Genomic DNA, 13809 nt, shown 5'->3' with positions numbered 1-13809 from the left:
TTTCTAAACTTTATATTTACTACTTTTCTGTTTATTTGACAGGTCTATAATGATTCAGAAGCATTCCAAATTTAATAAGGATATAACATGTCTACCGATCAGCAATTTCCAACACCCAATAATTTAGGTATCGCAGTTTATTCAAATAATGCAGAAGCTATTGGTAATACGCCTTTAGTTCGTATCAACCGTTTAATTAAAACTGGTGCAACTGTATTAGCGAAAGTAGAAAGTCGTAATCCTGCCTTTTCTGTGAAATGCCGTATTGGGGCTGCACTTATTGCAGATGCAGAAAAAAGAGGTGTGTTGAAAGAAGGTATGCATATTGTTGAACCAACTAGTGGTAATACAGGGATTGCATTGGCTTTTGTTGCAGCAGCGAAGGGTTATCCCATTACTTTGACTATGCCAGCCAGCATGAGTCTTGAACGTAGAAAAGTATTAAAAGCTTTAGGTGCTAATTTAGTTCTAACTGAACCGGCGAAAGGGATGAAAGGTGCGGTTGATGAAGCGGTACGATTAGCAACTGAGCAACCAGATGTTTATTTCTTACCTCAACAGTTCGAAAACCCAGCCAATCCACAAATTCATGTGGACACAACTGGCCCAGAAATTTGGCAAGCAACAGGTGGGCAGGTTGATATTTTAGTTGCTGGCGTAGGTACTGGAGGTACGATAACGGGTATTTCTCGTTATTTTGAACAGGTCCAAAATAAGCCATTGTACTCAGTAGCAGTTGAACCTGCTGAGTCTCCAATTATTACTCAAACCAAAAATGGTGAAATTATTACGCCTGCACCTCATAAAATTCAGGGGATTGGTGCAAATTTTATTCCAAAAAATCTTGATTTAGATTTGGTTGATGAAGTCTTACCAGTGAGTAGTGAAGAAGCAATTCAATGGGCAAGAAACTGTGCAACTCAAGAAGGTATTTTGGTAGGTATCTCAAGTGGAGCTGCCTTGGCTGCTGCAGCCAAAATTGCAGAGCGTCCTGAAAATACTGATAAAACAATAGTTGTTATTCTTCCTGATAGCGGGGAACGTTATTTATCTTCTGTTTTATTTGAAGGTTTATTTGACGAATAAAATTAACTATATAAAAAAGCCCATTAATAGATGGGCTTTTTTATTCGAACTTAATTTATAATGCACTTCTTAAAGTTTTCTGATGACGTTTCACAGATCGAGCATATTTTTTTGCTTTGTGTCGGGTCCAGAAGCTTCGCTCATATCCAGTCGGTCCCACATTATAATAAGCTGTTGCTTTGAACCAACTATCAGCTGACTGATAATAGTGATTCAAAATATAAGCCCCACATTGGATATTAGTAGGTTCATCATACAAATTCCCAGCACAAGTTTGTTGCCAATAACTCGGAATAATTTGAGTTAAACCGACAGCACCAGTAGGAGAGCGAGCATTACTATTGTAACTAGACTCTTGCCTGATGACTGCTGCGAGTAAAAGAGGGGGGACATTATATTGGTCAGCACTTTGAATAATCATTGGAGATAGCCGATTGGCTGTACTCGCTGGAACAGAATAAGCTTTTTGTAAGCCAGACGAGAGTTTATTGGAGCGCCAAGAAAATGAGCCACTGTTAGGTTCTAAGCTTGTACACCCTGTCATTATTGTCATCAATGCAATAATAAAAAATTTGAGGCTAAGGCGGTGTAATTCTGATGGTTCAAAATGATCTTGAGCTAAAGATGAGGTAAGCAAAATACAAAACCAATAATCAAATTTCAAATGAAATGATGGTATTCAGCCGTACTTATCAGATCAATATAAGTTCTGTTGCTCAGCACATCTATAAAGTAAGAATTTTGTATAATTGAAATGAAAAAACCCCGACATCCTGTCGAGGTTTCTTCGTATTCAGCTTTATGTAGCTAACTCCTGTCAACTACCGCTTCCTGCGTTCTTATTCTTCTTCAATGAGACATCCTGTCTCTCTATGCTTCATATATTATAAAAAAATACTAAAGCTGAATATCCGCAAATCACCGCAAGTTTTGTACGTTTTAACTTACAGGCGTATTTTTTCAACTTTCTTAAATATGATGTCGACTAATTTCTGGGCTATAGGAGCACAAATCAATACACTTTGGAAAGCTAATATCCATGCAATGATCCAAGCCGATAACCATAATGAAACAAAGTGATGATTTAGCCCTACAGCCTTGAAAGTTGAAATACCTGAAACTATCAAAGACATCATTCCTGATTAAATTAAGAGAAATAAAAGTTTCTGTGCTTTCATGGCCTTATATTCCTTGATAAGCATTTAAGGTCAATGCAAAATTTTCTCCAAATTGTTGAGCAGTTTTAATATCTCCTTCATCAAAACCATCTGCCTTACTGCCATGTTCAGCTTGAGCCATTAAGCCTGACCATGAACCAAGACGATTGGCTGCTTGCGTATAAGGAATGCCTTGGTGCTGTTCAGGCATGATTGGATTACCGACCCATAACATGCCGTGTTGCATACAAAAGGTGAAAATCGAAATTAACGTCGATTGTTTATCACCAGCAGGAAGGGAGGAAACGGTAAATCCAGCCGCTAATTTTCCTTTAAAACTTTGTTTTTTCCATAATGGACCAGTTGCATCCATGAGTTGTTTTAATTTGGAAGATACACCACCTAAATAAGTGGGGGATCCCCAAATTAAGCCGTCATATTGGATGAGAATTTCTGGGCTGTTGATAATATCTTCAGTATTGAGTAAATCTGCTTTCATATTTTTCTGGCTCAAAATACCAGTTTGAATTTGCTGAGCAATAAATTGGGTGTGGCCTTGGCGGCTATGGTAAATGATGGCAATAGTTTTCATGAGTAGTCTCCTCTTTATTTAAATTTGAAATAGTTTTGCAGTGAGATATAAGCCACAACCAAAAACACTATGGTTCATCAAACTTTTTAGGCAGTTCAGAAAAGGATGCGGGGTTTTTGAAGAAGCAAAACCACTACCCATCGCAGGTTGCATAATAAAAAATGGAATGAGAACGGTGACTACACCAAACAGAAGTGCTGAATAAAATTGAGGATGGCTAAGCCAATCTGAGCCAACAATGAAAAGAAAGCTAAATGAAAAGATTAGTCCGACACTATAGTGAGCAATCCAGCCCAATAAATATTCACCCTTAATTTGAGGGCTTTGTGCTATAGATTGATGGATGACTTTCCCTTGAAATATCCAGCCGACCCAGCGTCCGAGAAAAGAAAAATTTAAGGTCGGAATTTTGAATATCTTTAATATGAACAGCCAGATATCCATAAATATAGTTGCACCAATACCAAGACATAAAGCTTGAAAGAACAACGTAGAGGTATTCATTTTTACACCTTGCTTTTATACGTATGAAACGTGATAAATTTATTGTGCAAGTTCAAGTTCACTTGAAGTCAAGAGGTTATTATGGATATTGGTGAAGTTGCTAAAAAGGCAAAAGTCACAACGGCTACACTACGTTTTTATGAAGAGAAGGGATTAATTAAATCGATAGGGCGGCAAGGCTTACGTCGACAATATGGTAAGCAGGTCATTGATCAATTGGCATTAATCTCTTTAGGTCGTGCCGCAGGCTTTTCTTTAAATGAAATCGCAACAATGTTTGGGCAAGATGGTAAACCTGATCTTGATCGGCAAAAACTAAAAAATAAAGCTGAACAATTAGAGCAAATGGCAAAAAGATTGCATTTTATCAGCCAAGGATTAGAACACGCTGCTGTATGTCCTGCTGAAAATCATATGGAATGTCCAACTTTCCAAAAATTTTTAAAAGCAGCAATTGCTGGAGAATATCAGCCAACAAAACTTTAATCAGTTCTTAGCGAAGAGGTCGAATTTTTGAGGATTTATTAAATAGTTGATCTTGTCATATTTTCGCCATAAAGATTTCATCTTTTTGAAGTAAAAACTTCATATAAGCTTGATTAAATTTGCTTAATTTTTTACCAACTGTATAAAACCATGAGCAAAAAAACATTAGCGGTATTATTATGCTGCGCTAGTTTAGGATTGGCGGCATGTAATGATGATAACGGCCAAGAACAAACTTCACCTACTGAAAACGTTACCGAACCAACCTTAATTTCTTTTGCTAAATTACCTGTAGAAACTTATGCTGCTGGTCCAGACTCTGGTGCATATGTGAAAGGTGCAAATGGAATTTATCCTCCATTTAAAGGTCAACCTGTACAAGGCTTTTCTGCTGCATTAAAAAATGAAGATGGCAGTTATATGGCAATGGCCGATAACGGTTTTGGAACTCAAGATAATTCAGCAGACTTTTTACTTCGTATTTATAAAATAAAGCCTGATTTCAAAACTAAAGCTAAAGGCACGAGCCAAGTTACTGTACAAAGCTTTATCCAACTGCGTGATCCGAACAAATTAATTCCATTTAATATTGTCAATGGTGATACAGCTGAGCGTTTATTAACGGGTGCTGATTTTGATCCAGAGTCAATGCAACGCACTAGTGATGGGACTTATTGGATTGGAGATGAGTTTGGACCTTATTTACTTCATTTTTCAGCAGATGGCGTGTTATTAGATGCACCGATTGCTCTGCCAAATCCGTTAAATCCGACTCAAGAATTACGTTCACCACAAAATCAGTTTAATAAAGCACAAATTAATTTTGTAGAACCTCTAGTTCAACAAAGTGGTGGTTTTGAAGGAATGGCGATTTCGCCAGATGGGCAGTATCTTTACCCTCTTATAGAAAAGCCAATTAAATCAATTCGAGAAACAGAAAGACAGTTGCTGATTTCGCAATTCGACCTGAAGAAAAAAGCGTATACAGGGAAATATTATTGGTTCCAGTTAGACAGTAAAGCAACCAATATTGGTGACTTCCAACTCTTTAATGATAAAGAAGGTATTATTATTGAACGTGATGCAACTCAGAATAATTTAGGCGGCTATAAAAAATTAATTCGTATTAAATTAAATGAGTCAGGTCAACTAGTTAGCCGTGAAGATTTAGTCGATTTAATTAAAATTGCTAACCCGAATATGTTGTATGGCACAGCTAGAGCAGGGGATATTGGTACGGGACAGGTTTTTGCTTTCCCATTTGAAACCATTGAAGATGTGATTATTGAAAATGGTACGACACTTACTGTTTTCAATGATAATAATTTCCCTGGTTCAACAGGACGTAACGCAAAACTGGCTGATGATAACGAGATTATTCAGATTCGTTTGCCAAAAGCTTTGTTCTAAGCTCTATAAATAAAAATTAAAACTGCGGCGGATTTTGGTCCGCCGTATTTATTCCAAGAATAAAATGTTGAGTAAAGTTTAATCAAATTAATTTCTATAGTGTTGTTTTCGCATGTTTTATAAACAGGGAAAATGAATGAAATTCATGTTAAAATGATCGGCTTTCATCTTTAGATGTCTCTCCTCCATTTGCTAGCCGAGATTCGCAAGCCATGTCTACTGCCTACACCATGCAGACTGCGCCCAAAGCGCTGTTTGATTACGACAAATATTGGGCGTCGTGTTTTGAACCCGCACCATTTTTGCCGATGTCACGAGAAGAAATGGATCAACTCGGCTGGGATGCGTGTGACTTTATTTTGGTTTGTGGCGATGCGTATATCGACCATCCATCGTTTGTATCGGGTGTGATTGGACGTGTACTTGAAGCACAAGGTTTCCGTGTCGGAATTATTGCGCAGCCAGACTGGACCAATGTTGAAAGCTTCCGCGTTTTAGGTAAGCCAACGATTGCTTGGGGTGTAACCGCAGGTAATATGGATTCGATGATTAACCGTTATACGGCAGATCGTAAAATCCGTTCGGATGATGCTTATTCTCCAAACAATGAACCAAATAAACGTCCTGACCGCGCAGCAACAGTATATTGCCAACGTTGTCGTGAAGCATTCCCAGACGTACCTGTGTTATTAGGTGGTATTGAAGGCAGTTTACGTCGTATCGCACACTACGATTATTGGTCAGATAAAGTCCGTCGTTCAATTTTAATGGATTCAAAAGCCGATTTGCTCATGTATGGTAATGGTGAGCGTGCCATTATTGATGTGATGCATCGTTTGGCTAAAGGTGAGAAAATCCACGAGATTACTGATGTTCGCGGTACAGCATTTATTATTAATAAACATAACAAAGCATCAAAAGCAAAGTTTGTTGAAGTTGCGAGTAATGATGTAGATACGGTTGGGCGTGTTGATCCAATTATTAACCCATATGTCATGACAGAAGATATTGATGGCTGTGAGGTTGAAAAAGAAAAGGGTAACTCTTTAGCTCAGTATCAAAATTTCCAAAAAGAGATTGTTGCAAATCCGATTGTGCGTGAAGGCGACAAACTCGATGACGACACTCAAATCGTTCAATTAAAGCCGGCACCGTCAAAAGCAATTAAACACAAATTGCCACCACGAGAGTTGGCGGTTATTCGCTTGCCTTCTTTTGAAGAAGTGGCAAATGATCAAGTGCTTTACGCACATGCAAACCGTATTTTGCACCTTGAAACTAATCCAGGTAATGCTCGTGCGTTGGTACAACGCCATGGTGAACGTGATGTGTGGATTAACCCACCTCCAATTCCTCTAACCACTGAGGAAATGGATTATGTATTTGATTTACCTTATGCACGTTTGCCACATCCTACTTATGGTGATGCGCGTTTCCCTGCATTTGATATGATCAAATTCTCGGTCAATATTATGCGTGGCTGTTTTGGTGGTTGTACATTCTGTTCAATTACAGAACATGAAGGGCGTATTATTCAAAACCGTTCGGAAGATTCAATTTTACGTGAGATTGAAAAAATCCGTGATACGGCACCAAACTTTACCGGCATTATTTCAGACTTAGGTGGTCCAACAGCAAACATGTATCGTTTGCACTGTAAAGACCCAGAAATTGAGAAGAACTGCCGTAAACCTTCTTGTGTATATCCAGGCGTTTGTCAAAACTTACATACCGATCATGCGCCTTTAGTACAGCTTTATCGTAAAGCACGTGCGATTAAAGGTGTGAAGAAAATTCTGATTGGTTCAGGTTTACGTTATGACCTTGCGGTACTCAACCCTGAATATGTCAAAGAGCTGGTACAGCACCACGTAGGTGGTTATTTAAAAATTGCTCCTGAACATACCGAACAAGGCCCGTTATCTAAGATGATGAAACCGGGTATTGGTACGTATGATCGTTTCAAGCAAATGTTTGACCGTTTCAGTAAAGAAGCAGGAAAAGAGCAATATTTAATTCCTTACTTTATTGCTGCGCATCCGGGTACTTCAGATTATGACATGATGCACCTTGCAATTTGGTTGAAAAAGAATGGTTTCCGTGCCGATCAGGTACAGACGTTCTATCCATCGCCAATGGCAACTGCAACAACTATGTATTATTCGGGTAAAAACCCGCTTGCTAAAGTCGCTCGCTATACTGAAAAAGTTGATATTGTAAAAGGTGAGAAACGCCGTCGTCTGCATAAGGCATTCTTACGTTATCATGATCCAAATAACTGGCCATTACTTCGTGAAGCCTTAAAAGAAATGGGCCGTGCCGATTTAATTGGTAATTCGAAGCAGCATTTAATTCCAACTTATCAGCCAAAAGGCACAGAAGGGGAATACAAATCTGCACGTAAGAAGAACTCTTCTGTAGCGGGCGATTCAGCTAAACGTGGTCACGGGCAATCTCGTTCAGCAGCAGGGCAAAAACGTCCACAAAAAGGACAGGTTCTAACCCAGCACACTGGTTTACCTCCTCGTGAAACAGGTGAGAAAAGACCATTTGGTGGTAAAAGTAAACCAAAATCAAAAGCTCGTGGATAATGATAAAACAGGCTCTTAAACAGAGCCTGTTTTGTTTTTTATGACTCTATTTAAATCGTATAATGAGATTTTTGAGGATTAAAAGTACAAAAAACGTAACGAATAATGATAAATAGCAAAAATCTGACGAGCTGCACTTGATTGTTGTAGACTCTATGATTATAAATAATGTGAGGGTGGCTAAATTTAAGCCAAACTTGATAACTACAAGTGAAATTACTAAGTGAACCTTTTAAAAAACGGCTGTGTCGTTATCAATTAAAACAAAGTGTGATCTAGCAAAATCATTATAAGAAACCTAAAGGATTGGACCCATGTACTATTTAATCACGATCTTATTATTATTTTTGGCTGTTGTGATGGCTGTGAAAAGTCTTTCACGAAGGAATCAACACGATAGCGCTTTAAAGCGTCGTGCAGTTTTAACCAGTCATGAGCAAATGACCTTAACCCGACTACAAACAGTTTTACCCAAATTTACCGTGTTAGCACATGTATCTTTTGATGCACTTTTAACTACAAAATATGCGCATACTCGCCGTAAATACCAAAATATGGCAGCGGATTTTGTTGTACTCGACCAAAATTATCAGGTAGTTGTAATCGTTGTTCTGGGGGAAAACGGTTTACGCCGAGCGCATCAACAATATGAACGTCGTCTATTACAATTGGCTGGTTATCGTGTGCTGCATTATAGCGATGTGCCTGATTATCATGATTTAAGAAGAGATTTATTAAGTCCTGAATCAGAGCTAGCAACTTTGCATGCAACGCCACAACTAGAAAGAATGTCAAATGCTTTTGTGAAGTCTTAAAAATTATTCACTATAGCAATTGATAGGAGAATTCATTAAAGAAGATCTTGGTAGTATGCTGATATTAATGATTTTAAAACTATTAAAAAAATGAGCAATATCACAAAAATATTGCTCATTTTTATTTAGATTTATATGTATAAAACTATGGAAGTACCGCAACCACTGTCATTTCTACAAGTACATCTGGTGCATAGAGTTTTGATTCTACGCAAGTGCGTGCAGGTGGATGTCCTTCGCTAATCCATGCATCCCAAACGGCATTCATTGCTGCATAGTCTTTTTCGATATCTTTTAGGAAAATCATGACAGAAAGAATATGGGTTTTATCTGTTCCAGCTTCTGCCAATAGACGGTCAATATTATCTAAAGTTTGTTGAGTCTGCCCTGTGACATCTGCGCTTGTATCATCTGCGAGTTGCCCAGCTAGGTGTACCAAATTACCTGAAATCGCAACCTCGCAGTAGCGTGAAGTAACGTGTAAACGCTTTACCGTCATAAAAATGCTCTAAAGTGGTTTTATTTAATAGTTTTGATTTTATGAAGAGTTGCTAGGTCGGTGCAAGCAAGTAGAAAAGAATTTCAGTAGATTATTGTGAGGAAGGAATAACTAAGCCATGTATCAGAAGAGCCCTGCAATATTCGGATTTGGTCGTCACGCCAATCACAGGACGTTATGCCGAAAGTAAAGGTTGCTTTGGCATGTTGCAAATACATGGGTAATGAATATGCGTTGATTAGGTTACTCTAAAGTTTGAGTAAAAGGGAGCCTATTTTGTTCAAAAGTTGCTCTTTCGAGTAAAAATTAATCAATCACCAGAGGTTAAGCTGGAAGTCATCGGCTTGGGTCTGTAATTGATAAACGCCTATACCAATCAGGCGAAACTGGAAATGTTCGGGTATCTGCATTTCATTTAACAATAAAAATAAAACTTGGATTAAGTCCTGTAGCGACTGGATCGGTCTTTTAAAGCTTTTACTATGTTGTAAAGTCTGAAAATTCTTAAGTTTAAGTTTGATATTCACACCACGTGCATTGAGCTGTTTTTTCTCTAGGGTTTGCCAGACTTTTTCAGCTAATCCCTGCCAATAGGGCTGACATTGAGCCAAAGTAAAATCACTATCGAAAGTGGTCTCTTTCGAAATTTGTTGGCGAGCTCTTTCAGCTTGAACGGGTCTATGGTCAATGCCTTGTGCATATAAATAAAGCTGTTGGCCGTATTTGCCAAAATGGTGAACTAAAATGGATTCTTCAATTTTTTGTAAGTCACCTAAAGTATATAACTGAAGCTGCTGCAATTTTTCCTGAGTCACTTTACCCACGCCTGGAATCTTTTTAAGCGGAAGGTCTTGAATAAAAGTAGCAACTTGCGAAGGTTTGATTACACATAAACCATTAGGTTTGTTCCAGTCGGAAGCAATTTTTGCCAAAAACTTATTTGGTGCTACACCAGCCGATGCAGTAAGCCCAGTTAATCTAAAAATATCTTCTCGAATGTGTATAGCAACTTCAGTTGCACTCGCAATTTGTTTTAGATTTTCAGTGACATCTAAATAAGCTTCATCTAAAGATAAAGGCTCAATAAGTAGCGTATATTGCTGAAAGATCGAGTGAATTTGAGCGGAAACCGTACGGTATTTTTCAAAATTTGGTTCAATAATGACAACTTGAGGACATAGTTTTCTTGCCTGACTCATCGACATGGCAGAACGCAAACCAAATTCACGGGCAGGGTAGGAGGCAGCAGCAATCACAGCTCGCGGATGATGCGAAGAAATAACGACGGGAAGATGCTTTAGATCAGGACGCTCTCGCAATTCGACCGATGCATAGAAGGCATCCATATCGATATGAATGATTTTGCGCATATTATTGTGCTTTCACGATGCCTTGCTGCTGTAAAAAATGATGCCATTCTTTGACTGAACCCTCATAAACATTTAAGTCTACTGGTTTTGTCATGCCTTCAATTTTACCTTGATTACTATGCTGCCAAAAGAGCCATTTTCTTTTGTCTTTCAGCTCAGGTTTTCCTTCGTAATCTCTGACCCAAAGAGGTGTATTGGGAAAATTACCTATTAACACAATGTGATAAAAAGTTTTAGAAATATAAAAAATAGGCTGTTTGCCATAATGCTGTTTTAAGCGATCATGCATGATGCCTATTTCTTTAAGTAATTGTTCTTTGGTATGTGCATTAATACAGTTACCGTCATATTCCAGATCGATAACAGGAGGAAGGGCATCGGCTTTGTTGGGTACAGTCGCAATAAAGTTATTAGCTTGCGTTTTACCATCACGGCATAGACGATAAAAGTGATAAGCACCTACATGAAAACCATGTTCACGTGCTTTAAGCCAGTTTTCTTGAAATTTTGGATCTTTATAATCCCCGCCTTCGGTCGCTTTTAAATAGACGAATTGGAACTTTTCCGGTGATATTTTTTTCCAGTTAATATCACCCTGATGGTGAGAAACATCAAAGCCTTGGACTGGGTAATCTTGTGCAACGGCTTTTTGCTGATAAAAGAGACCAAAATAAGCCAAGACTCCCATAACACAAGCCAAGCCAACTCCAATTAAGGCATTGTGCCGCGCTGTGAAAAAGGTTTTAGCCAGTTTGGTCATGCAAAACTCATTAAAAATTTGAGACAAACATCATAGCGTGATTCGTGAGCGAGAAACCATGCTAAAAATGCAACCGCTTAAACAGACGTATCCTTTGGAATTTGCCAGAAAATAAATGCAGTAATGACATTAATACAACCGAGGCAAATTAAAGTGACATGGAATGCAGTGGTTACATGAGCTGGGCCATAATAATTGGTAAATACGTTAATGAGTGTACCTGCCAGTGCCACGCCAATACTCATTGATAGCATCATGATCATCGACAAGAAACTATTACCGCTACTCGCATCTTGTTGAGGCAAGTCTTTCAAGGTTAATGTATTCATGCCAACAAATTGCAGTGAATTTAATGTGCCAAACAAGAAAAAGTGCAAGGCTCTAAACCAAGTTGGAGTATCGACGGTCATGATTGCAAAAGAGGCAATACATAGCCCAACTAATGTTGTGTTGATGAGTAAAAAACGTCGATAGCCAATTTTTTGAATAATAGGCCTGACAATTGGCTTTGAAAATAATGAGCCCAAGACTAAGGGAATCATCATTAGACCTGCAATAAAGGGTTCAAAACCAAAAGCAACTTGTAGCATGAGTGGTAAAACAAAAGGTAAAGCATTACCACCAAAGCGAGCAAAGAAATTACCTAAAATACCAATCGCATAAATTTTGTTTCTAAAGAGTCGGCTACGAAATAATGCATTTTGATGAGTATGTGAATGATAGGCATACCATAGTGTTGCGATTATTCCGACGACTAATAATGAAATGCTAAACCATTTTGAATATTCAGGTGAGGCTAAATGTTCGATCCCTAAAGACCATCCAATCATGGCCACGACTAATAAGATGAAGCCACCCAAATCGAATGTTTTGACTGAGGGTTCTTTTACATTTGGCATGACTTTTAGTGTCATTAGTATGCCAAGTATGCCCATAGGAATATTGATAAGAAAGATCCAGTGCCAAGTTGCAACTTCAACTAACCATCCGCCCAAAGTTGGACCAGCCAAAGGCCCGAGTAAACCCGCAAGACTCATTAAACTCATCGCAGCTAAAAATTGAGTGCGAGGAATAATTTTTAAAAGTGATAATCGGCCAACAGGAAGTAGTAAGGCGCCGCCTATGCCTTGAATGACTCGGAAAAATAACAGCTCATTGAGACTTTGTGAAAGTCCACATCCTAAAGAAGCCAGAGTAAAAATGACGATTGCCGACAAGAAAATATTTCTAACACCAAAGCGGTCTGCTAACCAGCCACTTAAAGGAATACAAGCGGCAACCGATAATACATAGGCCACCACTACGCTGTGCATGCGTAAAGGATCTTCATTGAGATGATGAGCCATTGCAGGAATCGCGGTATTTACAATGGTTGTGTCCAAGGCCTGCATAAAAAAGCCAATAGAAACCAAAAGAACGAGTAAGCGATATTCAGGCTGCAAGGCTTGGTGAGTCGGCGTGGCATTCATAACATTTGAAAATTAACGTTTTGGTCTAGTGTAAAACAAATTGAATTTAAAAGAAGTAAGCCAATGTTGAATACCCCTTTACTAAATCTAAGTTCTTTTGAAGGTAGAGGTGAAAATAGTTAAAACAAAAAAAGCGGCAGAACCGCTTTTTAAAATAGAGTAGATGGACAACTAGACAACAAATCTTTTTGGCATTTTTAAATTTTTAATGACGTTATAAATTTGATCGACCTCTTCGCATACAATTAATTTAGCTCGGTGCTGAAGGGGAAGGAAACCTTCTTGAACTGCATGGTCTAATTGGGCGATCAATGCGTTATAAAAGCCATTTACGTTATATAAAATCATGGGCTTTTGATGTTGGTTGAGTTGGCCCCAAGTGGCTATTTCCAATATTTCTTCAAATGTTCCTAAACCACCCGGCAACGCAATAAATGCACTTGCGCGCTCTGCCATCATGGCTTTACGTTCATGCATGGTTTCTACAACATGTAATTCAGTTAGTCCTGCATGTGCGACTTCATAATCAAGCATAAATTCAGGGATCACACCGACAGCTTCTCCGCCGTTTGCGAGAACGCTTTCTGCGACTTGTCCCATTAAACCGATACTGGCACCGCCATAGACTAATCCAAAGCCTTGTTCAGCGATTCCATGAGCAAGTTCAATTGCTTTTTCTCGGTAGATTGGGTTATTTCCTGCACGTGAACCACAATATAATGCAATAAGAGGTTGTTTTGTTTTTACAGCTGTTATTGGTAAATCATTTACTGCCATTGTTAATACGCTATTCATTGCTTTATTTTCACCTTATCACGTTCATATTTCTTGTCTACACTAAGCAAAAGATATGACAACTTTATAAGCAGATTTATAAGAAAGATTCATGTTTTGTATGGGTTTGGTGAATGCTGGTTATGTACAAATAAAAATGATGAATTTATGTTAAATCTTGCCTATACTAAAAAATCGTTTAACAACATATGAACAAATATGGGTAGTGGTTGTAGTCGCTCCGTTTTAATTTCTTGTCTTAAAAAAACATTTTCCCCCCTTTGTATAGGCGCGCC

At 38.4% G+C, this 13809-nt stretch carries 14 protein-coding genes and 1 pseudogene; 6 read left to right on the top strand and 9 right to left on the bottom strand.

From position 1 onward, the window contains the following. Window positions 1–87 precede the first annotated feature (87 nt). The gene (gene cysK / locus SOI76_RS17595; protein ID WP_104080682.1) at window positions 88–1086 is read left to right on the top strand and encodes a cysteine synthase A; all 999 of its coding nucleotides are present in this window, start codon (window positions 88–90) and stop codon (window positions 1084–1086) included. A gap of 55 nt (window positions 1087–1141) precedes the next feature. Here cysK and SOI76_RS17590 read toward each other — a convergent pair whose 3' ends face one another. The 4 genes from SOI76_RS17590 to SOI76_RS17575 all read right to left on the bottom strand — a co-directional run bounded on the left by SOI76_RS17590 (window position 1142) and on the right by SOI76_RS17575 (window position 3339). Continuing rightward, entirely contained in the window at window positions 1142–1750 is a 609-nt protein-coding gene (locus SOI76_RS17590; RefSeq protein WP_104080683.1) for a lytic transglycosylase domain-containing protein, read from the bottom strand. 280 nt (window positions 1751–2030) lie between these two features. Next, complete coding sequence (locus tag SOI76_RS17585) at window positions 2031–2222, bottom strand: DUF2798 domain-containing protein (protein WP_250621818.1); 192 nt, start codon at window positions 2220–2222, stop codon at window positions 2031–2033. 46 nt (window positions 2223–2268) lie between these two features. After that, window positions 2269–2835, bottom strand: coding sequence for a flavodoxin family protein (locus SOI76_RS17580; RefSeq protein ID WP_104080684.1), 567 nt, complete (start codon window positions 2833–2835; stop codon window positions 2269–2271). Window positions 2836–2853: 18 nt separating this feature from the next. Then, on the bottom strand, window positions 2854–3339 hold the full coding sequence (locus SOI76_RS17575; protein WP_104080685.1) for a DUF2938 domain-containing protein: 486 nt from the start codon (window positions 3337–3339) through the stop codon (window positions 2854–2856). Window positions 3340–3420: 81 nt separating this feature from the next. Between SOI76_RS17575 and SOI76_RS17570 the strand changes: the two genes are divergently transcribed. The 4 genes from SOI76_RS17570 (at window position 3421) to SOI76_RS17555 (ending at window position 8641) form a co-directional block, all read left to right on the top strand. Further along, the gene (locus SOI76_RS17570) at window positions 3421–3825 is read left to right on the top strand and encodes a helix-turn-helix domain-containing protein (protein ID WP_104080686.1); all 405 of its coding nucleotides are present in this window, start codon (window positions 3421–3423) and stop codon (window positions 3823–3825) included. Window positions 3826–3975: 150 nt separating this feature from the next. Beyond that, window positions 3976–5235 (top strand): esterase-like activity of phytase family protein, encoded by a 1260-nt coding sequence (locus SOI76_RS17565; RefSeq protein WP_104080687.1) that lies wholly within the window; start codon window positions 3976–3978, stop codon window positions 5233–5235. A 212-nt stretch (window positions 5236–5447) separates the two neighbouring features. Beyond that, complete coding sequence (locus tag SOI76_RS17560; protein WP_104080688.1) at window positions 5448–7826, top strand: YgiQ family radical SAM protein; 2379 nt, start codon at window positions 5448–5450, stop codon at window positions 7824–7826. 314 nt (window positions 7827–8140) lie between these two features. Continuing rightward, window positions 8141–8641, top strand: a complete 501-nt coding sequence (locus SOI76_RS17555) for a DUF2726 domain-containing protein (protein WP_104080689.1) — start codon at window positions 8141–8143, stop codon at window positions 8639–8641. Between the two features lie 145 nt (window positions 8642–8786). On the opposite strand, the gene SOI76_RS17550 is transcribed toward SOI76_RS17555, so the two are convergent. Continuing rightward, window positions 8787–9140 carry a RidA family protein gene (locus tag SOI76_RS17550; RefSeq protein WP_005065666.1) on the bottom strand — a complete coding sequence of 118 codons (354 nt, stop codon included), beginning with the start codon at window positions 9138–9140 and terminating at the stop codon, window positions 8787–8789. Window positions 9141–9333: 193 nt separating this feature from the next. On the opposite strand from SOI76_RS17550, the pseudogene SOI76_RS17545 reads away from it, so the two are divergent. Beyond that, window positions 9334–9396, top strand: a pseudogene (locus tag SOI76_RS17545) (hypothetical protein); the annotation flags it as partial. Between the two features lie 58 nt (window positions 9397–9454). Here the strand turns inward: SOI76_RS17545 and dinB are convergent. From dinB to SOI76_RS17525, 4 genes are all read right to left on the bottom strand, one after another. Beyond that, window positions 9455–10510, bottom strand: a complete 1056-nt coding sequence (dinB, locus tag SOI76_RS17540) for a DNA polymerase IV (RefSeq protein WP_104080690.1) — start codon at window positions 10508–10510, stop codon at window positions 9455–9457. 1 nt (window position 10511) lies between these two features. Beyond that, window positions 10512–11270 carry a GH25 family lysozyme gene (gene yegX / locus SOI76_RS17535; protein ID WP_104080691.1) on the bottom strand — a complete coding sequence of 253 codons (759 nt, stop codon included), beginning with the start codon at window positions 11268–11270 and terminating at the stop codon, window positions 10512–10514. A 77-nt stretch (window positions 11271–11347) separates the two neighbouring features. After that, window positions 11348–12739 carry a multidrug transporter subunit MdtD gene (gene mdtD / locus SOI76_RS17530; RefSeq protein ID WP_069122032.1) on the bottom strand — a complete coding sequence of 464 codons (1392 nt, stop codon included), beginning with the start codon at window positions 12737–12739 and terminating at the stop codon, window positions 11348–11350. A gap of 171 nt (window positions 12740–12910) precedes the next feature. Then, entirely contained in the window at window positions 12911–13534 is a 624-nt protein-coding gene (locus SOI76_RS17525) for a TIGR00730 family Rossman fold protein (RefSeq protein ID WP_205668479.1), read from the bottom strand. Window positions 13535–13809 lie beyond the last annotated feature (275 nt).

Source organism: Acinetobacter pittii (assembly GCF_034064985.1).
Classification (GTDB): domain Bacteria; phylum Pseudomonadota; class Gammaproteobacteria; order Pseudomonadales; family Moraxellaceae; genus Acinetobacter; species Acinetobacter pittii_H.
Note: the sequence above shows the minus strand (reverse complement) of the source record. Positions and strands in the feature narration are given on the sequence as shown.

What these genes read in the sequence shown, in the direction of transcription:
- mdtD (WP_069122032.1), bottom strand. Translation starts at nt 12,739, where the DNA reads ATGAATGCCACGCCGACTCACCAAGCCTTGCAGCCTGAATATCGCTTA.
- SOI76_RS17570 (WP_104080686.1), top strand. Translation starts at nt 3,421, where the DNA reads ATGGATATTGGTGAAGTTGCTAAAAAGGCAAAAGTCACAACGGCTACA.
- yegX (WP_104080691.1), bottom strand. Translation starts at nt 11,270, where the DNA reads ATGACCAAACTGGCTAAAACCTTTTTCACAGCGCGGCACAATGCCTTA.
- SOI76_RS17555 (WP_104080689.1), top strand. Translation starts at nt 8,141, where the DNA reads ATGTACTATTTAATCACGATCTTATTATTATTTTTGGCTGTTGTGATG.
- SOI76_RS17560 (WP_104080688.1), top strand. Translation starts at nt 5,448, where the DNA reads ATGTCTACTGCCTACACCATGCAGACTGCGCCCAAAGCGCTGTTTGAT.
- SOI76_RS17525 (WP_205668479.1), bottom strand. Translation starts at nt 13,534, where the DNA reads ATGAATAGCGTATTAACAATGGCAGTAAATGATTTACCAATAACAGCT.
- SOI76_RS17565 (WP_104080687.1), top strand. Translation starts at nt 3,976, where the DNA reads ATGAGCAAAAAAACATTAGCGGTATTATTATGCTGCGCTAGTTTAGGA.
- SOI76_RS17550 (WP_005065666.1), bottom strand. Translation starts at nt 9,140, where the DNA reads ATGACGGTAAAGCGTTTACACGTTACTTCACGCTACTGCGAGGTTGCG.
- SOI76_RS17580 (WP_104080684.1), bottom strand. Translation starts at nt 2,835, where the DNA reads ATGAAAACTATTGCCATCATTTACCATAGCCGCCAAGGCCACACCCAA.
- dinB (WP_104080690.1), bottom strand. Translation starts at nt 10,510, where the DNA reads ATGCGCAAAATCATTCATATCGATATGGATGCCTTCTATGCATCGGTC.
- SOI76_RS17585 (WP_250621818.1), bottom strand. Translation starts at nt 2,222, where the DNA reads ATGATGTCTTTGATAGTTTCAGGTATTTCAACTTTCAAGGCTGTAGGG.
- SOI76_RS17575 (WP_104080685.1), bottom strand. Translation starts at nt 3,339, where the DNA reads ATGAATACCTCTACGTTGTTCTTTCAAGCTTTATGTCTTGGTATTGGT.
- cysK (WP_104080682.1), top strand. Translation starts at nt 88, where the DNA reads ATGTCTACCGATCAGCAATTTCCAACACCCAATAATTTAGGTATCGCA.